The following is a 25,315-nucleotide window of genomic DNA, read 5'->3' as shown; positions in this document are numbered from 1 at the left end:
CGTTTACCTCGGGTTATAAGAGTTTATAACCTTTTTAAGTTGGGCTTTTAAATCTTCACCTGTGTCGTAAATCATTTGTTCTTCACTAGGGAAAGGTACTTGTCTGTTATTCAAAAATGGTAACAAGGTGGTTTCTAAAGCGCGTCTATCACCACGTGAGGTTGCAAAAATATGTTGAAACACAAATTCACTGCTTATTGGAAAAGCGTCAACCAATTGTTTGTTTTTAAGGTCAATATACTCCACATTTCCTGTTACTTGTGCCGATTTAAATTGGGTACTTTCGTAGTATTCGCAACGTACAGTAATTAGTTTATCTACTTGTATCGCTTTACCAAGACTGTCTTTAACCACATTTCCTTTAGAGTCCAATAAATTTTGTTTCCCATCAACTACTTGTTTTTCTTTAATAATTTGGCGTTCCTTAATTTGCTCTGGCGATAGGTTGATTTCTCTTAAATTAACACGCATGTTGTAATCGTATTGTGTTTTATCTACGGGGTTGTTGTGGTAAACCGTCCATAAATTGTTAAGTCCATACGTGCTAAAGTTAAGCAAATCGTCTTCCAAACGTGTTGGAATGGTTTTTCGGGTATCGTTAATCATATCAACCAAAACAAAATCAATGCCTTTGTTGTGTGCTATTTCTATAAGGTTGCGTACATCTTTATAATTGGGGTTGATGTCTTCAATATCTTTAAACATGTTGAAGGCTTGTCTAGCATCCAATTTGTTATTCGATTTTAAAAGCGCTGATGCATTGTTGTAAATTTGTAAAGACGCATCGTTTTTAAATTTGATGATGTCGCTGGAATAATCTTTAATATCAAACTTTACCGTTTTGCCATTTATAGCAAGTGGCAATAAGGGCTTTATAAGTTCTTGGCGCTTGTTTAAACGCACGTACATATCATAAATACGTAAATAATTTTCGGGGTTGTTGTCTTTTTTAAGGAAATTGATATTGGTTAAATCGCGTTCGTTCGCTTTATTGTAGGCTTCTTGAAGCATCGCAATAAAATCGGCTTTTCCTTTTTTGTCTTTATTGGTGCGTAATTTTCCAAGGGCATCGTAAATAGCTTGGTCGTAATTACCAGAGCTTAACGATTTTTCAATTTGTTTACTGGTGCTGCAAGATAGGATGCAAGCTATTAGTAATGTAGAAAGTAATGTTCTCATCATGGTCTCTATGTTTGGTTTATTTGGCTGGTCTTCCAATAAGAGTGCCAAAATACTAAAACAATAGATTAAATACTAATAAATCCGTTAAAATGATTTTGTTTTGATTTTTTTGAAAGAATTATTGTATGTCGTTACGAGGAAATAAGACGAAGTAATCTGTTTAATATGAGGTGTAACAAACTTTTAGTTTCTTTTTATTAAGATTGCTTCGTTCCTCGCAATGACGTTTTGGTTGAATATGTAATTTGAGAAGGCAGTAAAAAGAGAAAGTTTATAAAGTGATTTTTTGAGTTGTACGGGATTAAAATCACTTTTTATGTTTAAGAATTCTCGATGGCATTTCCGAGTGGATTAGGAAGTGGAAAAATCCGCCGTAATTGTATTTATGCATTATTGGAAGCAAGGGTTATTATTTTTCATTAAGATAATTAATTACCTTTTCATTTATTAATTTTTCTATAATTTTATCGTTTTCTATGTTATCAAGTAACTCTTTGCATTCCCAACAGCCACCTTCTTTATGCGAAATTTTCCAATATCTATTAGCTGCCTTAAATTCTTTCGTTCGATACATGTAGGCACCTAATAAAAAATAAAAATCACCTAGCTTAACATCTTGTCGCTGAGATTGGTCAATAAAGTATTTGGCTTTTTCTAATTTATTTTCATTATAGGCCTCAAATGCATTATCTAAATTCGATTTAGCAGTTTTTAACTTAATTTCAGTTGTTGCCGAATTTTCGTCTTGAAAGATACTTGTTTTAATTTTTTTTTGAGCAATTGAAATTACTGGTGTAAGCAAAAGAACTAAGGCAATTATAAATTTTATTTTCATATCATTAAATTTTAAAAAACTCTATATTTTTAGCTTGCTTCAAGGTTTAGAATATTAATTTGATTCAATAGTTTATCTTCACAGTTAAGCTAAATTATAATTTTTACGCCAAACTTTCAATAAATAATTATTCATAATTATCACATTTTCAGTTATAGTAAGGAGTTTCAACAATCCACCTTCCCTTTTGAGTTATTAATTTAACCGATTGAATTACCCATTAACTCCTTCGATAAGTAACTTTGAAAAAACACAAAAAAGATAATTATGAGCAAAGAAAATTTATATAACGACGAAGCTAAAAAGAAAATAAAGGACATGGCAGAAGCTATTGATTTTACCATGATGGCCACAGGTTTAGGAACCATGCCTTTACACATGATCCCTATGAGTACTAAAAAGGTTGATGAAGAAGGAGTTATTTGGTTTTTAAGTAACAAAAACAGTACACACAACCAAAACATAATAAAAGATGCCCATGTGCATTTAATATATGTTGATAAAAGCGCTATGCAATTCTTAAACGTGTACGGGCAAGCAATTATTAGTACAGATAAATCTGTTATTGAGGAATTGTATGGTAAAGCCGATGACACCTGGTTTGAAGGTAAACATGACCCCAACATTACTGCCATTTCAGTTAAACCAACGGAAGCATTTTATTGGGATCCAAAAAGCAATAAATTAGTCACTTTGGTAAAAATTGGTGTGGGCGCCATAACGGGCAACGAACCAGACCTTATGGATCAAGGAAAAATAAATCTTTAAAACTTAAAATCGAACTTCGGTTCGATTTTTTTATGAGTTAACACATAAAAAAAAGAAACACCTATAACCGTAGAAAATACAAAAAATAAACGTTCCAAAAAAGGGCTTGAATTATTATTTTATCATTGTTGGCTGGAATATAGATGTAACCATACTACTGTAAAAAATATTTAATATTTCTTACAAGATAAATTTGTAAATTACTGAAAATTAACTACTTTAGATGTTCCAATCAGACGATTATGAACCTTCTAAATGGTAACATTCAAGTATCTTACTTCAAAGGAAACAGTTCTTTAGTTTCCAAGCTTTCTGGTGTATTAAAAGCTTGTGAATGTTCAAATAATTTGATGATTGCCATCTATGTTGTAGACAAAGGGCACTTTCTGTATTGTAACTCGAAATTTCAAAAAATTTTAGGGAAAAATTATAATAACTTCATCTTAGACGGATGGGATTTTTGGTACTCACTTATTGAACCAAATGAATTGGCTATTACTAAAAACCAATTGTCTAATTCTTTCAAGCCACCATACCATCAAGAATTGTTAGCGCTAAAATATCATATTATTGATGGCAATGGGCAATCAATTTATTTGAAACATGAGGTTTTTCTGCAACAATTGGAGTATCATAACCTTGCAATCAACTATTTTTTTGATATTTCTGAAAATGAAAAAGTTGACCATTGTTTAGAGGCGCTAAGCAATAAATTGAACCATGATTGCTCTAAACAACACCTAGCGCTTACTATTTCACCCAGAGAGAAAGAAGTTTTACAGTTGATAGCAGATGGTTACTCATCAAAAGAAATAGCTAGCAAACTTTATATTAGCAACCATACTGCCATTTCACATCGTAAAAATCTTATCGAAAAATTTCAGGTAAAAAATACGGCGCACCTCATAAAAAAAGCATCTGCTTTAATTTTTCTGTGATTATTAATTCAGGGCACTTTCTATTCAAATAAAAATATAAATCCCCAAAAACGGGGATTGTTTCGTCTCTTTTTTTTTTCAACCTTGTTGCTCCTCCTAGAGATTCATAGCATTGGAAAAAGGCACAATTAAAAAGCCTATTAACCAAGATTTCTAAAATTATTTTTAACATGATTGGGTTAGCTCTAAAATTATTAAGAGACGAACTGAGTCACTATGTCTTTCAAAATAAAAGACCCACTGATTCTATTACAGAGGATGATATTATTTTGCATAACATAGCCTTAATGGAAAGCGAAGGGCAGGATTTAAATAATAAAATTGTAATAACCCTAGTAAACACAGAAGAAGAGAGTACTTTAAAGAATGGCAGACATACCTCAAAAACCATTTCAGGTGTTAGGTATATAGAACCCCCGGTTTTTTTGAATCTTTATATACTCATATCTGCAACATTGGGTCAAGATTTACAGGATGCCTATGAATTTGCCTTACACAGGCTTTCGCTTGTTATACAGTTTTTTCAAGCGAAAAAAACCTTTTCGGTTAAAAACTCACCTTTTACAACCATATCAAGCGATAATAATATACCTCAAGAAATTAAAGATGAATTGAGGCTTAACATAGAGTTGTACACTTTAACATTTGAACAAATAAACCATTTGTGGGGATCGTTGGGAGGCAAGCAAGTTCCTTTTTCAATGTATAAAGTAAGACTGGTGAAAATACATGAAAACACATCAGATGAAGCGCCATTAATTGAAGAAATAGAAAGAACAGAAAATTCTAATTAAACTATTGATAAATGGGAAGCACGGTTTTTAAAAGGTTATTCGAGATTCAAATTCTACACGATTATTTTTTAACTGCTGTAGATGGAGTTTCTTTTTTTGATAACAATGAAGTTTTCAAGAAGGATTTGCTTGTAAAAAAACTGAGCAACTATTTATATGATGTCAACACTATTTTTGAAATTGAGGCCGTAGGAAACACCAAACTTCGATTGAGTGAAAATAAATTGATATTTAAAAAAACAGCTTTAGGCTTTATTGTGGGTACTGAGGTAGATGTTGTTGATCAAGCTGGAGAAATAAGATACAAACCTATGTATGTGCCAAAAAGCGATACCAACCTTACGTTTGCTTTAAAGGCACATATTCCATTTTTTAAAAGCATAACAAATACAAGTTTTAAGCCTGCATTTCCCGCCATTTTCTATTTTACCAATAAAGGTAAAATTGAGTTTGATGAAACTACCATACCGCCTTACAAATCGCTACCCATAGCAACTCCTGCCAATACACATCAAAACGGATTGACTTATGAAATGGGTGCCATTGTAAATTTTGGCGGCACCATAAGACAGGCATTACAAAGTACGGATGGAAGCGATCCAACCCATTGGGAAGATATGGATGATAAACGATTTATGACGGATGCCGACAGAATATTGTTACCCCAAAATTTTCAGTTTGTATTAAAGAAAGACCTTAATATTACCCAACTGGATGCTGTTTTAGAAGATTTAACCAGCAATCCAATAAAAGTTATAAATAAAACTAGTCTCACCCCTATAGAACATGTACTTTTTAATTTTACTAAAGTGGATGAAAATAATCCCAACTCAGCCGATATTCCATCAGGATACTACCTGCTGAAAATCAAACTTAATGGCGGACTCGAAGTGTCACATTCCATTTATCTAAACAATGATATTTACTCAAAGGATTATTTGGGTATCATTGATATTCGCTTTGATGAATTAAATTCCCCTTTTAGCATTCTCGATGCTACGGGATTACTTAAAACCAAAATTGACGTTGCCAATAATAAAGTATTACATCCCATTTTTGAATTAAGGTTAAAAAATAGAAAAACGTATTGGAGGTACACTAAAAACAGTGACTTTTCAGTTTCAGAATTAGTAGCAACATCCTCTCACCTTCAAGCGCAGCCACAACCTGAAGTGTTGGTTTCAATCAAACCAAAAGCGTTGACAGAAACCTTAGTTCCATTTCAAAATGGTACCTCCTTAATACTCCCACACCCAAAAATAGCATCCCTAAAAGTAGAAAGAGATAAAATTTTCTCAGAAATCAATATCAATCAGTCAAACCGATTGTTAAGTAATTAAAGATAAACTATAATAAAAGATGACATTATGAATTACAAAACACCCGGAGTTTATATTGAAGAAATTCCTAAACTCCCACCATCAATTGCACAGGTAGAAACTGCAATTCCTGCTTTTATTGGTTACACCCAAATAGCTGTGGATGAGAGAGGGAAACCTCTGCTTAATGAGCCTAAACGCATCACTTCCATGTTGGAGTATGAACGTTTTTTTGGTAAGCCTTTTGAAGAAACAGGACTTAAGGTTACTGTAGCTGGGGATCCTAACAATCCAACATCTGTTTTAGCATCTATAGAAAACAGATCGAAGTTCAATATGCATTATGCATTACAAATGTTTTTTGCTAATGGCGGTGGACCCTGTTGGATAGTTTCTGCAGGTGGCTATCCTGCTTCGGGTTTAGTAACTTTTGTAGATTTATCAACCGCACTCAACGCTACTGAAAAGGTTGATGAAATTACCTTGTATGTGTATCCTGATGCCCAAGGGTTGGAGCTTTCTGTAGATTTTTATAATCTTTTTGGAGCGTCTATGTCCATGTGTGAAAAATTAAGAGACCGTTTTACCGTCATGGATATATGGCAAGACCCAACACAACCCGATTTATTGGCAAATATCCAAACCATGCGTGATAACACATCGTCAGTTGAAGATACTATAAAATATGGAGCCACTTATTTTCCAAATTTAGAAACCATTCTAGATTTTTATTATGGAGGAGAGGGTGTTGGAGACGCAAAAGTTACCATTGAAGGGTCGTTTAGTGGTACACTCGCCGATTTAAAATCAAGCAACAATGCCTTGTACTTTCAGGCACAAAATGCCATTCGCAATTTTCCTTTAGAAATGCCACCATCACCTGGAATAGTAGGTATTTATGCCAGTGTTGATAATTCGCGTGGCGTATGGAAAGCACCTGCCAACGTCAATATGGATTATGTGATAAAACCCGTAATAAAAATTACAGATATTCAACAGGATACTTTAAATGTTGATGTGAATGCGGGTAAATCAGTTAACGTGATCAGATCGTTTGTTGGTAGAGGGAACGCCTTAGTTTGGGGAGCACGTACCATGGCGGGTAATAGTAATGAATGGCGATACGTACCCGTTAGACGCTTCTTTAATATGGCTGAAGAATCTATTAAAAAAGCAACAATTCAGTTCGTTTTTGAGCCAAATGATAGAAACACATGGTCGCGGGTTAAATCAATGATCGACAATTTTTTGGTTCAACAGTGGAAAGCTGGAGCGCTTATGGGAACAACTCCTGAACAGGCCTTTTACGTGAAAGTGGGCTTAAATGAAACGATGGATGAGGTTGATATTTGGGAAGGTAGAATGATAGTTGAAATAGGCATGGCAGTAGTAAGACCAGCAGAATTTATCATTCTTAAATTTAGCCATAAAATGCTATCTGAATAATTGTTCAAGTAAATAATAACATAAAAAATATTAGATATGGCAAATATGAATGGTAATGACAATACTGGGTTAAGAAGCCCCGAAACGGTAATCTGTGATAGCCTTAAGGTCATTAAGAGTGATAAGAAAACAGCAGATAGCTCGTACATCTCTAATGGCACTTTGCAGGAGTCTAAAGAAATTGCAAAAGGATATAAAATATGCTGTCTTGATAAGGCTGAAAAATCCAACAATATTTATCAGGACATCATGAGTTTTATTGCAATAGGCAACTATAAAAAAACAGAGATTATTCAAAAAAGTATTGATGAATACATTAAGAAAGATGATGATATCGAAAAACTTATTAAGGATTCTTCAAAGCTTTTGAACGACATGCGCATTAAAATTGAAGATGCAAATAATGCGGCATGTGTAATGAAAAATTGTATAACCAATAAAATTTTACCCAAATCGGGAAAATCAACAAAAGATGATAAAATAGTTGATGTAACCGATGCATTGAAGGATATTATGGATAAAACCAAAACACTCAATGAAAAAGGGCAAAATGCATTTGAATCTGCAGTAACTATTGCTGGAATACAAACATTTACTAATACCGTTAGTCTTAAAGATTTTTCCAAACTGCTAACAGATGCAATGAAAACTTTTAAAGACTGTGTAGGTACCAATATAATATCTACAGGTAAAGATGTAACAACTACCAGAGAAGAATTGAACTTAATTATTGAAGAGCTTACCACAATAACTTGTAACAAAAAAGCAGAACACACCAAATCTGAAGGTTTAGATGCAGTTATAAAATTTGTTTGTGAAGTCGAGTGTGATGGTGAATGCTTGGATCTCTGTAGAGACATCAAGAATTACTACGATTCCGAAGATGAAAGAGATAAAAGATGGCATAAGGATAAGAACCGTCAATCGGTAGATCAAAATTAAACACTCTGTATAATAACATAAAGTATAAATTATGGCAAAAATCATGAAGTATAGTACCTGCTGTCAGGATGGAGCAGGTGATGAACCAGGGTCTAAGGATTGTCTGGACAAATGGAAAGAACAACTGGAAGATGTTTGCAACCAATACAATGAAGCGGCTGCAATAACATCAAAACACAGAGAAAAATATGTGAACTCACTAGGTTGGGAAACGAAGCTGAAGAATTGGGACGACATCATAAAAAAAGCAGATGAAAAAGCCAAGGTTGTAGTTAACGAACTTGAATTTTTTATTGAACAAGTGAAAATAGTTTGTGAAAATTCAGCAAATACCACAGAAGCTTTGGAGAAACTTATTTGTCTTGTAAAAACAATTTTTGATTGCTTTTTCACTTATGAGGAAAACAGAAAAGGATTGAAAGATAAAATTAAAGACTTCAAAAAAATTATAGAATGTCTTACCAGTGTTGATGAAGAAGATAAAGCAGAAGTTATAAAATGCATTGAAGCTTACGAACAGAAAATTGTTCTGGTTTGTGAAATGCAGGACGCCGTTTTAACCAAACTTATAGAAACACTTAAATGTGCAGACCTTTTGGATGCTTACATCTGTGATGAAGATGGACTAAAGGATAAATTGAATGATATCCTTATAGATTTTAAAGGTGAGAACATGCATGGGGAACATTGTGGAGCAAAAGAAGAAGAAGAACACAACCACGATGATATTACTAAATATCCATGCCATGATAAAAAAGCTAAACCGATGCCTAAATTCCCAATCAATACTAGTAAATATTACACTAAAATTGGTGAAGATCATGAAAAAGCAATCGATGAGACCAAATCTTTGGAAACAAGCTGGATTAACAGTAAGAAAATAAGCGATAAATTTTTATCTCAGAAAAACAGCCTTACTGAAGCTATAAAAGCAGCCGAGGCAGCTGAAAGTGGCAAGTAATCAATTTTGTAAAACAAAAAATAAAACTAATTAAATAAAAAATAATATGGCAGCAAAAGGAGATTATCCACTACCAAAGTTTCACTTTCAGGTAGAATGGGGAAGCGATTTTCGAATTGGTTTCACCGAAGTTAGTGGACTGGATTTTGAAACAGAAGTGATAGAGTATAGAGAGGGAAGCAGCAAAAAGTATAATAAAAGTAAACAACCCGGTCTTACTAAATATAGCAATATCACGCTTAAAAGAGGAACGTTTGAAGGCGATTTCGATTACTTTAAGGAATGGCAAAAAACCTATTATTTCCAAGAAGGAAATCAAACGGGATCTAGATACAGACGTTCTGTTACTGTTAAATTACTTAATGAAAGCCACGAACCCATCATTACTTGGGTGTTGGAAAATGCATGGCCAAGTAAAGTACAATCAACAGACTTAAAAGCCGATGCCAATGAAGTAGCTATTGAAACTATGGAACTTGTTCATGAAGGATTAACCATTCTTGAAGCTAAATAATCAATATTATGGCTTCAGATTATCAAATAGTTGGTTTTCATTTTAGGGTCTCGTTTCTAAATCTGCCAACTTCTAAGGATGAAGCCGATATGAAGTTTCAATCGGTAACAGGGTTGGATGTGCAGATAGATAAGGAATCAATTAGGGAAGGAGGCGAAAACAGGTTTGAACATAACATTCCTGGAAGGCGCAAATACACAACGCTTACGCTTAAAAGAGGACTCCTAAAACCCAAAGATTCTGGTCTTACAAAATGGTTTCAAGAGGCTTTTCAAAACCTAATTATTACCCCGGTAGGTAAGGTTAATGTGGAGCTTTTAAATGAAAATCATGATGTTTTAATTCAATGGGAACTATCCCACGTTTGGCCGGTAAGCTGGAAAGTGGGAGAACTTAATGCGGAAAGAGGCGAAGTCTTAATTGAAACTTTAGAGCTTAATTATAACTATTTCAAACTTGTAGAAGTTAATTGATAACATTTGAATTATGCCAATAGAAATAAGAGAATTAATAATTAAAGCAACTGTAAATAATAAGAATTCGGGGAGTTCGGGTTCAGGTGATGGCGGTTCTTCAGGTAGTTCGGAAGCGGTTATCAATGAAGTTGTAAATAGGGTTTTTGAAATTCTTAAAGAAAAATCAGAAAGATAATGGAAGAAACAGGCCAATTAATTAAAGTATTGATACATGCTTATGAGGATGAGACTTTTCAAACGAAATCCAGTATAAGTCCAAACCCTATTTCCTTGCCCATAAATCCAGAAAGTTTTACCCAAAACTTTAAAGTAGAACTAAACCAGCAACAGGGACAAGGAAACCAAAGCACGAATTCGGACTATAAAGGCACAAAACCAGAAGAGTTAAAATTCGATTTTATTTTTGATGGTACCAATACCATTGAAGGTTATAAATATAATGGAGACGATCATTCTGTAAAGGCTCAGTTAGAAATTTTTATGAACACGGTTTATAATATGAACGGTGAAATTCATAGACCACACTTTCTGCAGGTTCAATGGGGCGATTTTATGTTTCCATGTATATTGTCTAACCTCGATTTAAACTATTCGTTGTTTCAATCTAATGGAGATCCATTAAGAATTAAAGTAAGTGCCAGTTTTTTAAATTATGTAGCCCAGAAAGAACGTGTAGCCAGAGAAGGTAGGCAATCGCCAGATCTTACACACGTTAGGCTCGTGAAAGGAGGAGACAGGTTGGATTTAATGACAAGCAAAATTTACAAAGACCCACAGTTTGTAACCCAAATAGCTAAGGCTAATGGGTTAACAACTTTTAGAACCATTAAACCAGGTGTTGAACTGGTTTTTCCACCATTGGATAAAACAGCAACATGAAACCTCCATAAATAAATCGCATAACCCAGAGGGTTTATTCTAAAAAACAAAAAAACACATGAAAGAAAGAGAAATACCTGTAGCAGACAAAACGGAAAATGTAGCAACATTTGACATACTTATTGATAATCAATTGGTAGATCCCGGTTATCAGGTGCTTTCAATTTCTATTTTGAAAGAAGTTAACAGAATACCTACAGCAAGAATTGTAATTAAAGACGGAGATTCTTCCGATGAATCTTTCGAAATAAGTGAAAAAGAAAACTTTTTGCCAGGTAAAACCATCAGTATTAAAATAGGCCGTAATAGCACTAACAAGCAATTGTTTAAGGGGGTTATCATCAAACACGGTATTAAAGTAAAAGAAAGTGGCGAAACGGAACTTATTTTGGATTGTAGGGATGAAGCTGTGAAAATGACTCTTGGAAGACATAATAACTACTATGAAAATTTCAAAGACAGTGAAATCATGGAAGAAATTATTGGAAGGTATGGCGCTTTAACACATGATGTTGATGCAACAAACCTTTCACATCTAGAGATGGTTCAGCATCATAGCACCGATTGGGATTTTTTATTAACACGAGCAGAAGCAAACGGGAAAATAGTGGTAGTTGACGACGGAAAAATAAATATCAAAGCCCCTGTTACCAATTCCGATCCAGCCATTTCAGTTTTATTTGGGTCTACCATTATTGATTTTGAAGCTGAAATGGATGCTAGAAATCAATGGGCATCTGTAGAAGCTAAATCATGGGACTATTCAAGTCAGGATATGTTTAGCCATACAACGGACAGCGTATCTATCAATGAACCAGGGAATGTATCGGGTCAAAAACTTTCAGAAACTCTAAGTCCCGAAAAATTTGAGTTACGGCATACGGGTCAAGCTATAGAAGAAGAATTGCAGGAATGGACAAAATCAATCATGCAAATAAGCAGGCTATCCAAAATACAAGGAAGAGCAAAATTTATTGGTTTTGGAGACGTAAAACCAGGGCAATTGATTGAATTACAGGGGGTAGGTTCTAGGTTTGAAGGTAAAGCTTATGTATCAGCCGTAAGGCAAGATGTTTATAATGGTTCTTGGTACACGCAAGTGCAATTTGGTTTAAAGCCAGATTGTTTTTCAAAAGAACATAAAGATATTGTAGATGTTAAAGCATCAGGATTGCTTCCGGGAATAAATGGATTACAGATTGGCAAAGTTGTACAGTTGCAAGACGATCCTGAAGGTGAAAACAGAATTTTGGTAAGGTTGCCCATAATTAATAATTCAGCCAAAGGTGTATGGGCAAGAATTGCCACTTTAGATGCAGGAAATAACAGAGGTTCTTTCTTTTTGCCAGAAATAGACGATGAAGTAATAGTTGGATTTTTAAACGACGATCCCCGAGAGGTCATTGTATTGGGCATGCTAAATAGTAGTGCGAAACCTGCACCTATAAACGCTCAAGATGATAACCATGAAAAAGGGTTCGTAACCCGTTCTGGTATGCGGGTACATTTTAATGATGATACCAAAACAATTACAATTGATACCCCCGCAGGTAATAGTATTAAACTTGATGAAGACAGTACATCTATAACCATAAAAGACCAGAACGATAATGAAACCATCTTTAAACCTTCGGGAATTGAAATGACGAGTCCTGGAGATATAAAAATTGAAGCCACAGGAAAAATAGATATAAAAGCAGGAATGGCTTTAACGCTAAGTGCAGCGCAAATGGCCCTTTCAGCAGATTCAAGTATGGAAGTTAAAGGAGCTACTGCCAAAATCTCATCGGATGGGATTACCGAAATAAAAGGCTCTTTAGTAAATATTAATTAAAAAATATAAATATGCCACCAGCAGCTAGAATTGCAGATATGCATACATGCCCATTGTTTAACGGGCCAGTACCACATGTTGGCGGCCCAATTACCGGTCCTAGTGTACCAACAGTATTAATTGGCGGGCAACCAGCAGCAGTTATAGGGGATATGTGCGTTTGTGTTGGCCCACCAGATACTATTGTGAAAGGCTCTGGGACCGTTTTTATAGGAGGTAAACCCGCAGCAAGAATAGGGGATACCACGGCACATGGTGGTGTTATAGTACAAGGTTTTCCAACAGTTATGATTGGAGGATAGAGATTTTAATTAAAATGAATCAAAAATGGACAAAGCATATTTAGGAACAGGATGGTCATTTCCGCCAAATTTTGATATAGAAAGTAAAACCGTAAGCACGGTAAGTGCTGAAAAAGATATAGAACAAAGTCTCGAAATTTTGTTGTCTACAAGTTTGGGAGAAAGGGTGATGCAACCAGATTACGGATGCAATCTGAAAGATTATCAATTTGAAAGCATGGATAATTCCTTTATTGGGTTTATAAAGGATTTAGTTGAAAGAGCCATTTTGTATTATGAACCCCGTATAAAACTTGAAAAGGTTGAAATTACAGATCCAGCTTCATTTGAACTGATAGAAGGGCTACTTAAAATTGTTGTCCATTATCGTATTGAAGGAGCAAATACGAGATATAATTATGTGTATGATTTTTATTTAAGAGAATCTGATAAAGGGATATAAAGAATTATTAAGTCCATGAAAAATACATCAAACATATCACATCCTTTAAAAAACAGAAGCGGATTAAGTCAGAAAAACAGGCTTAAACAGGCACTCATGCCCGATTATGCCCCAATTGATGGCAAAACATTGGCAGATAGGTTGTTATTAATTAGCGATTATGCTAGACACATTAATTTTTATAATACAGACGGAACTTCCCAAGAAATAAAGAATTGGACACCCTTTTTCAAAGAAAGCCTGCCGTTTCAATTGGCCATTTTAAGCAAAACGTCGGTTGATGATCTAGAAACCCAATTCTTGCTATTAAGCAATGAATTGACCACCAATCCTTCAAAACAAACTTTAGAAGCATTATTTGAATTTATTTATAATAAACTTATAGTATCAACCTCAACATTGTTTAATACTGTTAAAAATGCTCAAAATAGTTTCAGTATTCCCTTATTGGGCACTATCAAATCATCATTTGTCGCCCCTTTAAAAACATTTATATGTCTTTATAATGCTTCCGTAACTTTTTTATGTATTAATAAAAAGGATTTTAATGGTTTTATGGCAAAGCCATGGCAATTAAAAGTGAATGATATTTACGCGTTAGATGTTTGTATTCAGAAAGTTAAAAAGGGGCAGAAAGAAGCTTTTTTAAAAGCTGCGGAAATATTGAATACTGTTTTTTATCAAATATTGAGCGGTTTTAGAGACATTGTTGAAACTGCCGATGGTTTTATTGAAGAAAGTTTATATCCGCTTGAAGAATCGTTGCAAAAAAAGCACCAACCACATTTAGCTTTAATGTTTACTTTTTTGGAATTGTTCAAACATTTTCAAGGAAATATCAATGAATTGGGGAAAAACCACATGGATTTCTTTTATGAACAAGTGCTTAAAATGGTTCCTAAGGATGCCGTACCCGATATGGCACACATTGTATTTGAAGTAGCAAAGCATCTGGATGAGTATCCTTTGCCCAAAGATTTATTACTAAAAGATGGTAAGGATGTAAACAAACAGGACATTCAATTTGGTTTAGACCATGAAATTATTCTGGATAAAGCACAGATAAAAGATTTAAGAACACTCTCATTATATCCTATAAAAGACAATACAGGCCAAACGTTTATAGAAGGTTTTTATATAGCGCCTATAGCAAATTCATTGGATGGTAAAGGAGAAAAATTCAAAAAAGACGAGCCAGCAAACTGGAAAACATTAGGTTATAAGTATAGTAAATTAATTCAAGATGGAAATGATGTTGCAGATGAACATCCAAAAGCGAGATTGGGGTTTGTGCTGGCATCACCTGTATTATTATTACAGGAAGGAAAACGAAGCATTCGAATATTGCTTAATTGTGATGTAGCCGGAGGAGATTCTTTTGTTTTGGCTAATATAAAAGATAAGCTATCCGAAAAAAATCAAATAACACATACTATTAGCAATAATTTTTTAGATGAATGTGCAAACGCTTTATCAGTAGCTGCTAAAAATTTTATAGCACAATTATTAGCAAAACAAAGTCCTTATGAATTTAACGATCTTGAGGAATTTTTAAGTGCAAAAGATACAATTAGCTGTGAAACAATTTTTGATGAAAGAGACAGGAAGATAGTTGGGAGTTGTATTCAATCTTCATTACCGGTTAAAGTACCTTTATTCGATGTTTGGTTTAGTGGCGAGGAAGGGTGGATTGCAGCAACACCTATAATTACCATTAATGTTCCACCAATTGCAATAGCTGAATTTCCAGCTTCAGGACAAGTGCAGTTTGAATTAAAAATTGACTTGGAAGCAGATGTTCCTGCTATAACTTTTTATAATGAAGAAGTGCTAGAGGAAAAGATTGATTTAAAGAAAACGCTTCCGCTAGTTAAAATTGAATTAAACAAAGCACTTGAAATTAATCATGACACTAATAGCGACATACAAAGTGAATGTTGCTTAATTAAGAATGAACTTGAATCAGTAAATAAATATATTTCTCCATACAATTTCCTAAAAAAATTAAAATTGATTGATGCATTTATTGATGTTAAAGTATGTGGGGTTAAAAAGTTGATTGTGCAAAATGATGATGGTAAATTAGATATAAATAGTCAAATTTTTCCATTTGGAATGAGACCCGAAGTAACAGGTTTTAATCCAATGAATCAGGTAGATTTATTAAATGACGAAGAAGGTAGTGAAGCGGATACAGATCCCTTTTTAGGCCCCAGTTTTTATATTGGCAGCAAAGAGGTATTGTTTAAAAAGTGGAAGTGCATTCGGGTTAATTTGGAATGGAAAGACAAACCAGAAAGTTTTAATGATTATTATAAAGCCTATATAAAAAAAGTAAAAGATTTGGGATCACCTCCTAATTTGGAAAATTTTGGATTGGATCAAGATGCTTTTAAACTTAAAATAGACAAATTAAACGATGGAAAATGGTTAAACACATCTTCAAAAATTGAATTATTTAGCAAAACTGATGAGGATTTTTGTGAATTAGAATGTGATAAAGCTATCTATGGATGGGAAATAGAAAATAGCGGCACTATAAAATATGTAGATTATAATCAATCTATTGATAATTATAAGAATTCATTAAATGGATTTTTAAAATTTACGCTCGCTGATCAAGATTTCCTTCATAAGGAATATCCTTTCGTTTTGGCGAGACAAATGTTGGCCTACGCTTATATAGATCAAGGTAAAAAGCTTACAGATGCCATTTATATAAGTGAGTCTCAAAAAACAATCATAACTCCTATACTAGATTTCTTAGGTATTGATGCCATAATTGATGAGATAAAAGAAGTTTCTGAAGATTTGATAACCAAAGTAAATGAAGTGTTGGATTTTATTGAAACCAATGAAACCAACGTGATAGATACAGTAAGTTCTGTAAAAACCAATATCGAAACTATCAGAAATACTATAAATACAGATCTATTAGGGTATTTTGACGATGTTATTAATGCTGTGTTAGATTTTGCAGCGACTTTTAATGGTAAAAGAACAAATATTTTTAATTCATTGTCATCCTTAGCCAACGGGCCTGCACAAACAGCTATAACTGATGTTGCTAATTTTTTCAGTCAATTATTGGATTTATTTAATGATACTGATGGAGTAAATGATTTAATTTCAAAGGTTGAACAAGTACTTGAAGATTTTGATAAAGCATTACAACTGTCAAATATTTTTAATTTTCTTAAAGGAGATGCTTTTCAGGCTTTAATCCCTAATGAACCTTGGACACCTATTATAAAAAACTTATATATTGATTATTCAGCTAACGCTATTAAAGAAGACATTGATATCATCCACCTATACCCATACGAAAACACCTCTAAATTTGAAGATATAGAACAAAACCCAACTTTGTTCCCGTTTTTTGATGATGAAGGCACCTTGTTTATAGGTATTGAAAATATAACCCCAGGAGGCACTTTATCCATACTCTTTCAATTGGCAGAAGCTACAGCAGATTCGGAACAAGACAGAGCAGACATACATTGGTATTATTTAAGTAATAATAAATGGATAAAATTGTTATCCGATTTTGATGTTATTTCCGATGAAACCGATGGTTTTACCATATCGGGCATCGTAACTATTGTGGTGCCAAAAGCCATTAATAAAATTGGAAACACCATCATGCCCGACAATTTATATTGGATAAAAGTTACAGCTCCTAAAAACGTAAGTGCTGTTGCAGAAATTATTGGAGTACATACCCAAGCAGCAAAAACATCGGCAAGATTTAGTTTGTTAAGTGATAAAAACAGGCTTGATAAACCGCTTCAAGCAAAAAGTATTGCCAAATTGGTAGAAGCCGATTTTAGTGTAAAAAAAGTAGAACAGTTATATCCTTCTTTTGGTGGCAGACTTCCAGAAGCATCGGGTCATTTTTATGTACGGGTAAGCGAACATTTAAAACATAAAGGAAGAGGAATTACCATTTCAGATTATGAAAAAGTAGTATTGGAAGGCTTCCCGGAAATATATAAAGTAAAATGCATATCCCATACCATGGGACTTTCAGCCAATGTTTACAGACGCGACCTAGAAGTAGCTCCGGGCTATTCCGTGGTGGCAGTAATTCCAGATCTTACAAAGCTTCAATCAGGTAACTTACAAGAACCTAAAGCCCCAGTAAGTTTACTTGAAAAAATAGCAGATTTTCTTAAAGAAAGAACCTCGCCATTTGCGCGTATTAAAGTTATGAATCCCCGATATGAATATATTGATGTAACAATAAAAGTTAGGTTGTACAGGGGTAAGTCGTCAAGCTTTTATTCTAAAAAGTTAAAAGAAGATATTGCCCTTTTCTTGGCTCCTTGGTTTTTGGGCGATTCAGAAAAGATAGTTTTTGGTCAAGTAATCTATTTTTCAGACATCGTTGGGTATGTGGAACAGCTAGATTATATAGATTTTATTGATAGTATAAAATTAGAAGGTCCCTGCGAGCAAACGGGTGCCGTTATTAAGCCACTTACAGCTAGGTCTGTACTTACAGGTGGAGATATTTGTGTTACCATATCAGATGAAGCATGTGCCGATTGTGAAGAACCACGCCCGCAACCTCAACCAGATCCAGAACCCGTAATTAATTAAATGAAGACTAAATTAATTCAGTATGGCAGAATTATCAGGAAATAAAGCATCCGTTATTAAGTTGACCGATCCGGATTTACCTCAATTTCTGGATTTTAAAGAACTTAGAAAGGAAGGATTAGAACATATTGGCAATCTTTCTGGCAAGATTTGGACCGATCATAATGTGCATGATCCCGGTATAACCATACTTGAGGTTTTGGTATATGCCCTTATGGATCTTGGTTACAAAACAAATCTGCCTATTGAAGATTTAATTGCCCATGAAGATGAGCAACATGGAAATGATAATTTTTTAACCCCACTAGAAGTATTAACCATAAACCCCGTAACCATCACCGATTATAGAAAACTATTATTGGAGCTTCCGGGAGTTCGAAATGCATGGTTGGAACCTGTAAATGATGAATCATTATATGTAAACCCATTCAACAATACGCTTTCTTGTAATGAGGTTGGTAATGCCACATTTAGAAAATGTAATAATTTTAATAATGATAATGAAGTGCCTCCAAGACCTGGGTTTTTAAAAATTCAACTTAATGGGTTATACAACGTTTATATTGAAAAGGAAAGTGATGTTAAAAACAATGCGGTTCTTATTGATGAAGTAAAAAAATTACTTTCAGCATACAGAAATTTATGTGAAGATGTTTTTGAAATAAATGTTTTAAAGCCTGTAGATATTGGTGTGTGCGCCGAAGTAGAACTGAATTCTGGTTTTAGTCCAGAAGTGGTTTATAAAGAAATAATCAAGGCAATCCGAAATTTTATTCAGCCTCAAATCAACTATTACACCCTAAACGGATTGTTGGATAAAGGGAAATCTATCGATGAAATTTTTGCAGGAAGACCTTATAGAAAAGAAAGTTACGGTTTTGTTGATACCGATGAGCTTGAGCAGCTAGAGAGAAGAGGAGAGATACATCTTTCAGATTTGTACCATGTGGTTCTAAGTGTTGAAGGCGTACGAAAAATCAAAAAAATACATATAAAAGGTTTAAAAGGAACGCATGTAGATGCTATTGATTGGGTTCAAGGAAACATGATTTGTGATGGTGAAGTACCTGTCTTTTCTTTGGAGAATACATGCATCGATTTATATAGCTCAGAAGGGTTATTACTAATTGATAAAACGAAAATTAATAAAACACTGTCCTTCCCAAAAAAATTCGAATTACCATCAGATAGTCTTGATGCCAAAGTACCAACTGGCACCTATCGGGAAGATCTAGATCATTACTATTCCATACAAAACGATTTTCCTGTAGTGTATGGTATTGGTGATGATGGTTTGCCAGAAAACGCCACATTATTAAGAAAAACCCAAGCCCTTCAATTAAAAGGGTACCTCATGTTTTATGACCAGATTTTAGCCAATTACACTTCACAGTTGGCAAACATGGGTTCCTTGTTTTCAATAAAACCGGAACAAGAAAAAACGTTACAGGAGAAGCAAACCTATTTCACTCAAATAACAGAAACAGCCCCAGGAATTGATAAATTACTCAAGTTTTATGAACAAAATAGCAACTTAACAGAAGGGTTGGAGTTTGCTGTTACTGTTTCCAATGATTTACAGTGGAAAGAAGCTTTGGAATTGTTGAAGAATAACTCAAGAACAGAATTAACCATAGGCAATTATTGTAATGGTAAAAGTGGTTTGGTAAACCTGTTTACTTTTTCTTCTTCCAACATTCGCGCTATTTATATAAACCAATTGGTTGATTCATTTTTTAATGACAACTACACCATAGAAATTTTGTCCGACCGTTTTGGGTACTTTTTCGTATTGTGCCCTCAATCTCCAAATGATGTTTTATTGGTGGGTACCAAAAGATTTCAATCTGAAAATGATGCCAAAAACGAAGCTAATAATGTGGCATTTTTTGCGTCTATATTGGAAAATTATAACCTTGTTACTAATAAATCTGAGAGTGTAGATCCTGATATGCATTATTTTGGAATAAGTTACCATCCTGTATCTTATTTAAACATAATACAAAAACTAACCGAAAATAAGGACGAATATATAGCCAGAAGAAAACAGTTTTTAGATCATCTTCTAGCACGATTTGGTGAAGATTTTACAGACTATACCTTGCTTAAATACCGTCAAAAAATCAATAAAGAAGACTTTGACGAACAAACTGTAAACGATCAATCGGCCTATTTAAACCAATTTGCCGAAGTAAGCAGAAATAGAGGAAAAGCATTCAATTATTTGGAACCTTCATGGAATACCGATAACGTTTCTGGGTTCGAAAAAAGAACAACCCTTCTATCCGGACTTAATAATTATACGCGTCGGAATTTATGTAATTTTGAAGTCACACCATGTTTTAAGCTGCTTTTAAAAGACCCATCAGGAAATATACTTTTTAGAAGCAATAGAAGTTATGAAACAAGGGAAGCGTTAAGCAATGCCGCAGAAAAATTACTAGTCCAACTTCGCAATGAAGAAACATACAAACAACTCGAAAAAAATCTGAATGGCTTCAACTCATCAGTAATTCATCGCATATTTTCAGAACAAGCAGCCGATGAAAATATTGTTATTTCTAAATATAACTACCATCAGGAGTTGCTAAATTATAAAAACGACATTGTTACCGTAAGCGATAATTCGAAAATGGCTTCTTCAAAAATAGCCACCGATACCAGAGATGAATTTATAAAAGCCATCAATTCACGAAAACTATCGGCTTCAACAAAAGAAAAGAATAAGCTCAGATTACTTCCAATAGAAAGAAAAAATTGTTATCTCGATACTAACCAACTCGATTTAAAAATAGATACATTAATAAGTTGGAAATGGCATCTTCTTAATACAGGATCTAAAGATAAGGTAGAAAGTAAGTCCGTTTTTAATGATTATGAGGAAGCATGGGATCATTTAATAAACAATGAAACGCTTGATGCTTATGTAACCGAGCATGATACAGCACTTAACTGGAGTTTAAAAATAAACAATAAGATTTTGTTTAGTTCTGTAAATTCTTATCCAGATGCTTATAAAGCAGTGGCTGCATGGAGACAGGCTAAAACATGGGGTAGTACCTCTAAAAATTTAAGTATTGAAGGCAAAGACAATACTTTTAAAATCTATTTAAAAGGTGAAAAAGACAACGTTATAGCAGTTTCAAACGAAATTAATACCACCGATTTTAATAAAGAAACGGCTATTGAAGATTCCGTAAAGATTTTCAATAATAGAAGTTCTAAACCAGATTACAATAAAATAAAAAATAAGTTTGGGTTTAAAGTTCCCGTAGGTGTTAATCAGCAACCTTTTGTAAGTTACTGTGTTTATGATTCTAAAAAAGAAGCACTTAAAGAAATAAATAAGGTTTATCAATTTGGTGGAAATAAAAAGAATTATCTATTATCTGGTGATGAAGGAAACCCAGAGTATAATTTTATTATAAGAGATGAATTCGGTTCCTTTTTAGCCTTACCCCCAGATCATTTTGAAACAGCTTCGGATAGAAATAGATCATTAACTTCTGTAACAAAATTTCTTAAAAGCAACGAACTTCCTGTAGCAATAAAAGAAGAACCCAGACGGTATGTTTGGTCGCTTTATGAAGGTGAAAAAGAAATTTTAAAATCGGATACCGAGTTCGCTTCCAAAGCAAAATCTAAAGCAGATTTTGATAAGGTAGCAGTGGCGGAAGCTGTAAAAGGCAACCATCCTGTTTTTGAAGAACACCTGTACGAATTTAAGGTAGAATCTACTCCAGCATTATATAACTTTTTATATGGTGACAGTAATTCACAAGGTGAGTTCTCACCCATTTTTATTAGTAAGGATACGTATAAGACCTATGAAAGCGCTTCTAAAGCATATACTGGGTTCGTTAAAAAAATACAGACCTTTTCATTAATAGTTTCAAAAAAAGAGGCTGACTACGAATTTGCTCTTTTTGATGCCGCCAATGAAAAACAACCCATAGCATTTCAATATAAAAAAGAAGATGTAAAGGCAGACGCTGAAAAAGCATCGGCAATTATGGCGTATATGAGTACGATATATACAAATGAAGGACAACCGAACCCAGAATTTGTAGCCAGTGAAATGTCTGAAAATGAAAACGGCATGTTCGAATGGCGTTTTTACAAGAAAAATTCGCCAGTAGCTATAAGCCGTAAGTGCCCAGAAAGAGCATCAGCAGAACGTATAAAAGCCATGATATGTGATCTGGTGCCCCCCGTTAATTTAAAACAATGCCCACCTAAAAATATGGTGGTTTGCCCTAAAAAAGATCCTAAAAAATATCACTATCAAATATGCTTTAATGATAACGAAAACCATGAATTTGTACTGATAAGTTATTTGGGATATGATAATTATGAAGCGGCGGAAGAAGCCTATAAAAATGAATTCTTAAACATTATTGGGTTTGCAACGGATGCTACCCAATATGGAACTGAAGGGAAAATTAGTATTGAAGAAATCTATAAAAATTCTGAATCCAATTCAGCATGCGATGAAACGTCATTTATAGCCGTAATTCCTGAAGAAAAAATAAAAGAGTTAAAAGAACAAGGGCACGATATTATAGAGTATTATACAAAATTGGCTGATATATTTCCTATTTATAAAATTGAAGAAGAGGAAAAAACAACGTTTAAATATGAAGTAGTTATTCCACAACCAGGTATGCTTAAAGGATTGTGTGAGTGTGCTGAAAATGAGGTAGGTGACTGTGAAGATATTTGTGGCTGTTGTAGTGAGAAAAAACATTTGGGAAGTTTACTATGGACCAGCGTTGAATGTTATACTACTTATGAAGAAGCCCTTTTAGCATACCAACATTTTTATGTACTTGCTGGTAGTTCAAATAACTGCCGAATACTTTGCGAGAAAGGATGCTTTTATGTAGGGTTGGTTGAGGTGCTTGCAGAAAGTTTTTGCGAATTTCAAACAGAAGAAGAGGCTTGGAATGATGTTTTTCCTGATAAGAAAGATGATTGCAAAAATTGTGTTCCTGGTGGCGTAAGAGAATTTGTGTATGCAGCAGACAACGATAAAAATTACATCCCAGTTTGTGACCAAAAGTACTGGAAGTTTAAAATTGTTTCCCCAAGTTATTTTGTGGTAAATCATAATTGTTACTACAGTTCTGAAGCCCAAAGGGATGAACAGATGCAAAAATGGATGGAAGTTCTAAAAAAATTGGATTGGACTAAATATGGTTCATACAAATCTGGCGCAGGGGAATCTAATGCAAGTTTGAGTTCACATTTTAATACCAATGTATCTTTCATTGACACTAATAATTCAAGTAGAGATACCATGTGTTCTTTAGTGGAAATAATTAGAGCTTGTTTAAAAGAATGTCCTAAAACTGCAAAAACTGAAGCTGAAATTAAAGAAGCTATCAAATTATGCTTGAAAGAAAAGTTAAAGGATGAAAGAATTTCTAAAATATTAGAGGAAGCCAATTTAGATGTTGATGCTTTAAATCAATTAGCTAATTATTTTCCTGTTTATAAATCAGATAATGGCTATTGTTATAGGCTTTATTGGAAAGAAAATGATAAGAAAATTACTGAAAACGGTTTACAGCCTTGTGGTTGTGATGATGTGATAGCAGAAGATGGAAACCAGGCATGCAATGAACCTTTTCCATTTATTAGTAGTAATTGTTATAGTTGTTGCACAGAGGCATTAAATGCCTTTAGAGAACTTTGTGAATTGATAACCAGTGGATTATATTCTGTAGAATGTACTTCGAAGGGTGAAAATGGCCCTTATTCATTTCAAATTGTAGATAAAAGTAAAGAATTGGCTTATCACCCACAGCAGTATGATAGTTTACAAGAAGTTAAGGATGCCATAAAATTAACCAAAGAATGTGTAAATGATATGGGAATGCATGTACTGGAACATATCTTGCTGAGACCTAGAACGGAAAATGAGTTTAAAGACCAATCTGTACCCGGTACAAACCAAAGGTTTGGTAATTGCTTGTTGCCTATTTGTCCTGATTATTGTTGCGATATAGAATGGCAACCCGATATGGATAAGGACGATCCATGTGCCCAAAAAGATAATACCATTTATTATTTACCAGGTAGCGATCCCTATTCGTTTTGGGCAACCGTTGCATTGCCTTCATGGTCTAAACAGTTTAGAACCCAAGAATCTAGATTGGCTTTTGAGCAGCTACTTTACAAGGAATCTCCCGCATTGGTTGGGCTTAATATACTGTGGTTAAGTCCGCGTAATATGTGCAAATTTGAAGATGCTTACATGCAATGGCTCGATTGGATGCAGGATATGGAAGCTCCTTTATGCGATCCAAACAATGCTTCACCCATGTATCGTTTAGCAGACTGCATCAAAACACTTCAATCTGAAGAAGCTTGTCCCACAGTTCCTGGAGAACAAGGGGACTGTAATTGCAAAAGTGAAGAAGTGAAAGATCCTAGTGAATGCTGTTTACCTGCCGACACTACAGGTACTATTTTTTGGAAGTATTGCCCTGTAGAAAACAACTATGATGATGTAAGAGATGTTGTAACCGATACCAGTGCACAACCAGTAACAGTAACATTAACTCGTAGCATTTCTTCAACTAAAAATGAAGCTAAAAAGGCTCCTCCAACCAAAAAAGAAATATTAGCTCAAGTAAGACAAAGAAAACCGGCATATTTGGATAACGTTAAAACAGCATCAGATGAAAAAATGCTTAAAACTAAAAGTTATGAACGCACTATTTTCTTTTTAGAAAATACACCTACCATAGCTGGTTATGTACAATTAGTGAACTTCTTTAATCAATATAGTTTAAAAAAAGGGAATGATGTAGATGCATTTTTAGTATTGCTAAAAAATGCTACATGGCATTTGTTTGATAAACTGACCCTTGATGAAAAAGCAATTATTAAAAAGGAAGATTTAAAAAGTATCAAACAAAGTATTGCAGTTTTAAGTGAGTACGGACTTTCAACTAAGGAATTAAATAATGAATGGCATAGCGACGCATTAAAAACACTTGCAAATCCAAAGGTTTTAAATCAATTAACAACATTGTTAAAGTAAATATATGGCGAACCATCACCTCATAGGGAA

Annotated in this window: 18 protein-coding genes; 16 read left to right on the top strand and 2 right to left on the bottom strand. The window is 34.0% G+C overall.

Going from position 1 to position 25,315, the window contains the following annotated elements; all coding sequences use genetic code 11:
• Positions 1-3 precede the first annotated feature (3 nt).
• A complete protein-coding gene (locus tag J8H85_RS10205; RefSeq protein WP_209655098.1) occupies positions 4-1,182 on the bottom strand; it encodes a hypothetical protein in 1,179 nt (392 codons plus the stop codon).
• Between the two features lie 409 nt (positions 1,183-1,591).
• Positions 1,592-2,017, bottom strand: a complete 426-nt coding sequence (locus J8H85_RS10200; RefSeq protein WP_209655097.1) for a hypothetical protein — start codon at positions 2,015-2,017, stop codon at positions 1,592-1,594.
• Positions 2,018-2,284: 267 nt separating this feature from the next.
• On the opposite strand from J8H85_RS10200, the gene J8H85_RS10195 reads away from it, so the two are divergent.
• The 16 genes from J8H85_RS10195 to J8H85_RS10120 all read left to right on the top strand — a co-directional run bounded on the left by J8H85_RS10195 (position 2,285) and on the right by J8H85_RS10120 (position 25,285).
• Positions 2,285-2,785: a pyridoxamine 5'-phosphate oxidase family protein gene (locus J8H85_RS10195; RefSeq protein WP_209655096.1), complete on the top strand. Its 501-nt coding sequence runs from the start codon at positions 2,285-2,287 to the stop codon at positions 2,783-2,785.
• Between the two features lie 242 nt (positions 2,786-3,027).
• Positions 3,028-3,723 (top strand): response regulator transcription factor, encoded by a 696-nt coding sequence (locus J8H85_RS10190; protein WP_209655095.1) that lies wholly within the window; start codon positions 3,028-3,030, stop codon positions 3,721-3,723.
• A gap of 170 nt (positions 3,724-3,893) precedes the next feature.
• Positions 3,894-4,517, top strand: coding sequence for a DUF4255 domain-containing protein (locus tag J8H85_RS10185; RefSeq protein WP_209655094.1), 624 nt, complete (start codon positions 3,894-3,896; stop codon positions 4,515-4,517).
• Positions 4,518-4,528: 11 nt separating this feature from the next.
• The gene (locus tag J8H85_RS10180; RefSeq protein WP_209655093.1) at positions 4,529-5,857 is read left to right on the top strand and encodes a hypothetical protein; all 1,329 of its coding nucleotides are present in this window, start codon (positions 4,529-4,531) and stop codon (positions 5,855-5,857) included.
• Positions 5,858-5,884: 27 nt separating this feature from the next.
• Complete coding sequence (locus tag J8H85_RS10175; RefSeq protein WP_209655092.1) at positions 5,885-7,282, top strand: phage tail sheath family protein; 1,398 nt, start codon at positions 5,885-5,887, stop codon at positions 7,280-7,282.
• Positions 7,283-7,318: 36 nt separating this feature from the next.
• Entirely contained in the window at positions 7,319-8,224 is a 906-nt protein-coding gene (locus tag J8H85_RS10170) for a hypothetical protein (RefSeq protein WP_209655091.1), read from the top strand.
• Positions 8,225-8,255: 31 nt separating this feature from the next.
• Complete coding sequence (locus J8H85_RS10165; RefSeq protein WP_209655090.1) at positions 8,256-9,185, top strand: hypothetical protein; 930 nt, start codon at positions 8,256-8,258, stop codon at positions 9,183-9,185.
• Positions 9,186-9,231: 46 nt separating this feature from the next.
• The gene (locus J8H85_RS10160) at positions 9,232-9,699 is read left to right on the top strand and encodes a phage tail protein (RefSeq protein WP_209655089.1); all 468 of its coding nucleotides are present in this window, start codon (positions 9,232-9,234) and stop codon (positions 9,697-9,699) included.
• An 8-nt stretch (positions 9,700-9,707) separates the two neighbouring features.
• Positions 9,708-10,172: a phage tail protein gene (locus J8H85_RS10155; RefSeq protein WP_209655088.1), complete on the top strand. Its 465-nt coding sequence runs from the start codon at positions 9,708-9,710 to the stop codon at positions 10,170-10,172.
• 13 nt (positions 10,173-10,185) lie between these two features.
• Entirely contained in the window at positions 10,186-10,350 is a 165-nt protein-coding gene (locus J8H85_RS10150; RefSeq protein WP_209655087.1) for a DUF5908 family protein, read from the top strand.
• Positions 10,350-11,054, top strand: a complete 705-nt coding sequence (locus J8H85_RS10145) for a CIS tube protein (protein WP_209655086.1) — start codon at positions 10,350-10,352, stop codon at positions 11,052-11,054. The genes J8H85_RS10150 and J8H85_RS10145 overlap by 1 nt, the downstream gene beginning before the upstream one ends.
• Positions 11,055-11,112: 58 nt before the next feature.
• Positions 11,113-12,888 carry a type VI secretion system tip protein VgrG gene (gene vgrG / locus J8H85_RS10140; protein ID WP_209655085.1) on the top strand — a complete coding sequence of 592 codons (1,776 nt, stop codon included), beginning with the start codon at positions 11,113-11,115 and terminating at the stop codon, positions 12,886-12,888.
• An 11-nt stretch (positions 12,889-12,899) separates the two neighbouring features.
• Positions 12,900-13,190, top strand: coding sequence for a PAAR domain-containing protein (locus tag J8H85_RS10135; protein WP_209655084.1), 291 nt, complete (start codon positions 12,900-12,902; stop codon positions 13,188-13,190).
• Positions 13,191-13,215: 25 nt separating this feature from the next.
• Complete coding sequence (locus tag J8H85_RS10130; protein WP_209655083.1) at positions 13,216-13,632, top strand: GPW/gp25 family protein; 417 nt, start codon at positions 13,216-13,218, stop codon at positions 13,630-13,632.
• A 15-nt stretch (positions 13,633-13,647) separates the two neighbouring features.
• A complete protein-coding gene (locus tag J8H85_RS10125) occupies positions 13,648-18,234 on the top strand; it encodes a baseplate J/gp47 family protein (protein ID WP_209655082.1) in 4,587 nt (1,528 codons plus the stop codon).
• Between the two features lie 22 nt (positions 18,235-18,256).
• On the top strand, positions 18,257-25,285 hold the full coding sequence (locus tag J8H85_RS10120; protein ID WP_209655081.1) for a hypothetical protein: 7,029 nt from the start codon (positions 18,257-18,259) through the stop codon (positions 25,283-25,285).
• The last annotated feature ends 30 nt before the right edge of the window (positions 25,286-25,315 follow it).

This window comes from Mariniflexile gromovii, from assembly GCF_017814435.1.
GTDB classification, from domain to species: Bacteria; Bacteroidota; Bacteroidia; order Flavobacteriales; family Flavobacteriaceae; genus Mariniflexile; species Mariniflexile gromovii.
This window is presented reverse-complemented; position numbering and strand designations above follow the sequence as displayed.

Excerpts from the sequence above, each read along its gene's own strand:
- J8H85_RS10145 (WP_209655086.1), top strand. The coding sequence starts at position 10,350 with ATGGAAGAAACAGGCCAATTAATTAAAGTATTGATACATGCTTATGAG.
- J8H85_RS10180 (WP_209655093.1), top strand. The coding sequence starts at position 4,529 with ATGGGAAGCACGGTTTTTAAAAGGTTATTCGAGATTCAAATTCTACAC.
- J8H85_RS10190 (WP_209655095.1), top strand. The coding sequence starts at position 3,028 with ATGAACCTTCTAAATGGTAACATTCAAGTATCTTACTTCAAAGGAAAC.
- vgrG (WP_209655085.1), top strand. The coding sequence starts at position 11,113 with ATGAAAGAAAGAGAAATACCTGTAGCAGACAAAACGGAAAATGTAGCA.
- J8H85_RS10120 (WP_209655081.1), top strand. The coding sequence starts at position 18,257 with ATGGCAGAATTATCAGGAAATAAAGCATCCGTTATTAAGTTGACCGAT.
- J8H85_RS10195 (WP_209655096.1), top strand. The coding sequence starts at position 2,285 with ATGAGCAAAGAAAATTTATATAACGACGAAGCTAAAAAGAAAATAAAG.
- J8H85_RS10130 (WP_209655083.1), top strand. The coding sequence starts at position 13,216 with ATGGACAAAGCATATTTAGGAACAGGATGGTCATTTCCGCCAAATTTT.
- J8H85_RS10135 (WP_209655084.1), top strand. The coding sequence starts at position 12,900 with ATGCCACCAGCAGCTAGAATTGCAGATATGCATACATGCCCATTGTTT.
- J8H85_RS10185 (WP_209655094.1), top strand. The coding sequence starts at position 3,894 with ATGATTGGGTTAGCTCTAAAATTATTAAGAGACGAACTGAGTCACTAT.
- J8H85_RS10160 (WP_209655089.1), top strand. The coding sequence starts at position 9,232 with ATGGCAGCAAAAGGAGATTATCCACTACCAAAGTTTCACTTTCAGGTA.
- J8H85_RS10175 (WP_209655092.1), top strand. The coding sequence starts at position 5,885 with ATGAATTACAAAACACCCGGAGTTTATATTGAAGAAATTCCTAAACTC.
- J8H85_RS10165 (WP_209655090.1), top strand. The coding sequence starts at position 8,256 with ATGGCAAAAATCATGAAGTATAGTACCTGCTGTCAGGATGGAGCAGGT.
- J8H85_RS10150 (WP_209655087.1), top strand. The coding sequence starts at position 10,186 with ATGCCAATAGAAATAAGAGAATTAATAATTAAAGCAACTGTAAATAAT.
- J8H85_RS10125 (WP_209655082.1), top strand. The coding sequence starts at position 13,648 with ATGAAAAATACATCAAACATATCACATCCTTTAAAAAACAGAAGCGGA.
- J8H85_RS10155 (WP_209655088.1), top strand. The coding sequence starts at position 9,708 with ATGGCTTCAGATTATCAAATAGTTGGTTTTCATTTTAGGGTCTCGTTT.
- J8H85_RS10205 (WP_209655098.1), bottom strand. The coding sequence starts at position 1,182 with ATGATGAGAACATTACTTTCTACATTACTAATAGCTTGCATCCTATCT.
- J8H85_RS10200 (WP_209655097.1), bottom strand. The coding sequence starts at position 2,017 with ATGAAAATAAAATTTATAATTGCCTTAGTTCTTTTGCTTACACCAGTA.
- J8H85_RS10170 (WP_209655091.1), top strand. The coding sequence starts at position 7,319 with ATGGCAAATATGAATGGTAATGACAATACTGGGTTAAGAAGCCCCGAA.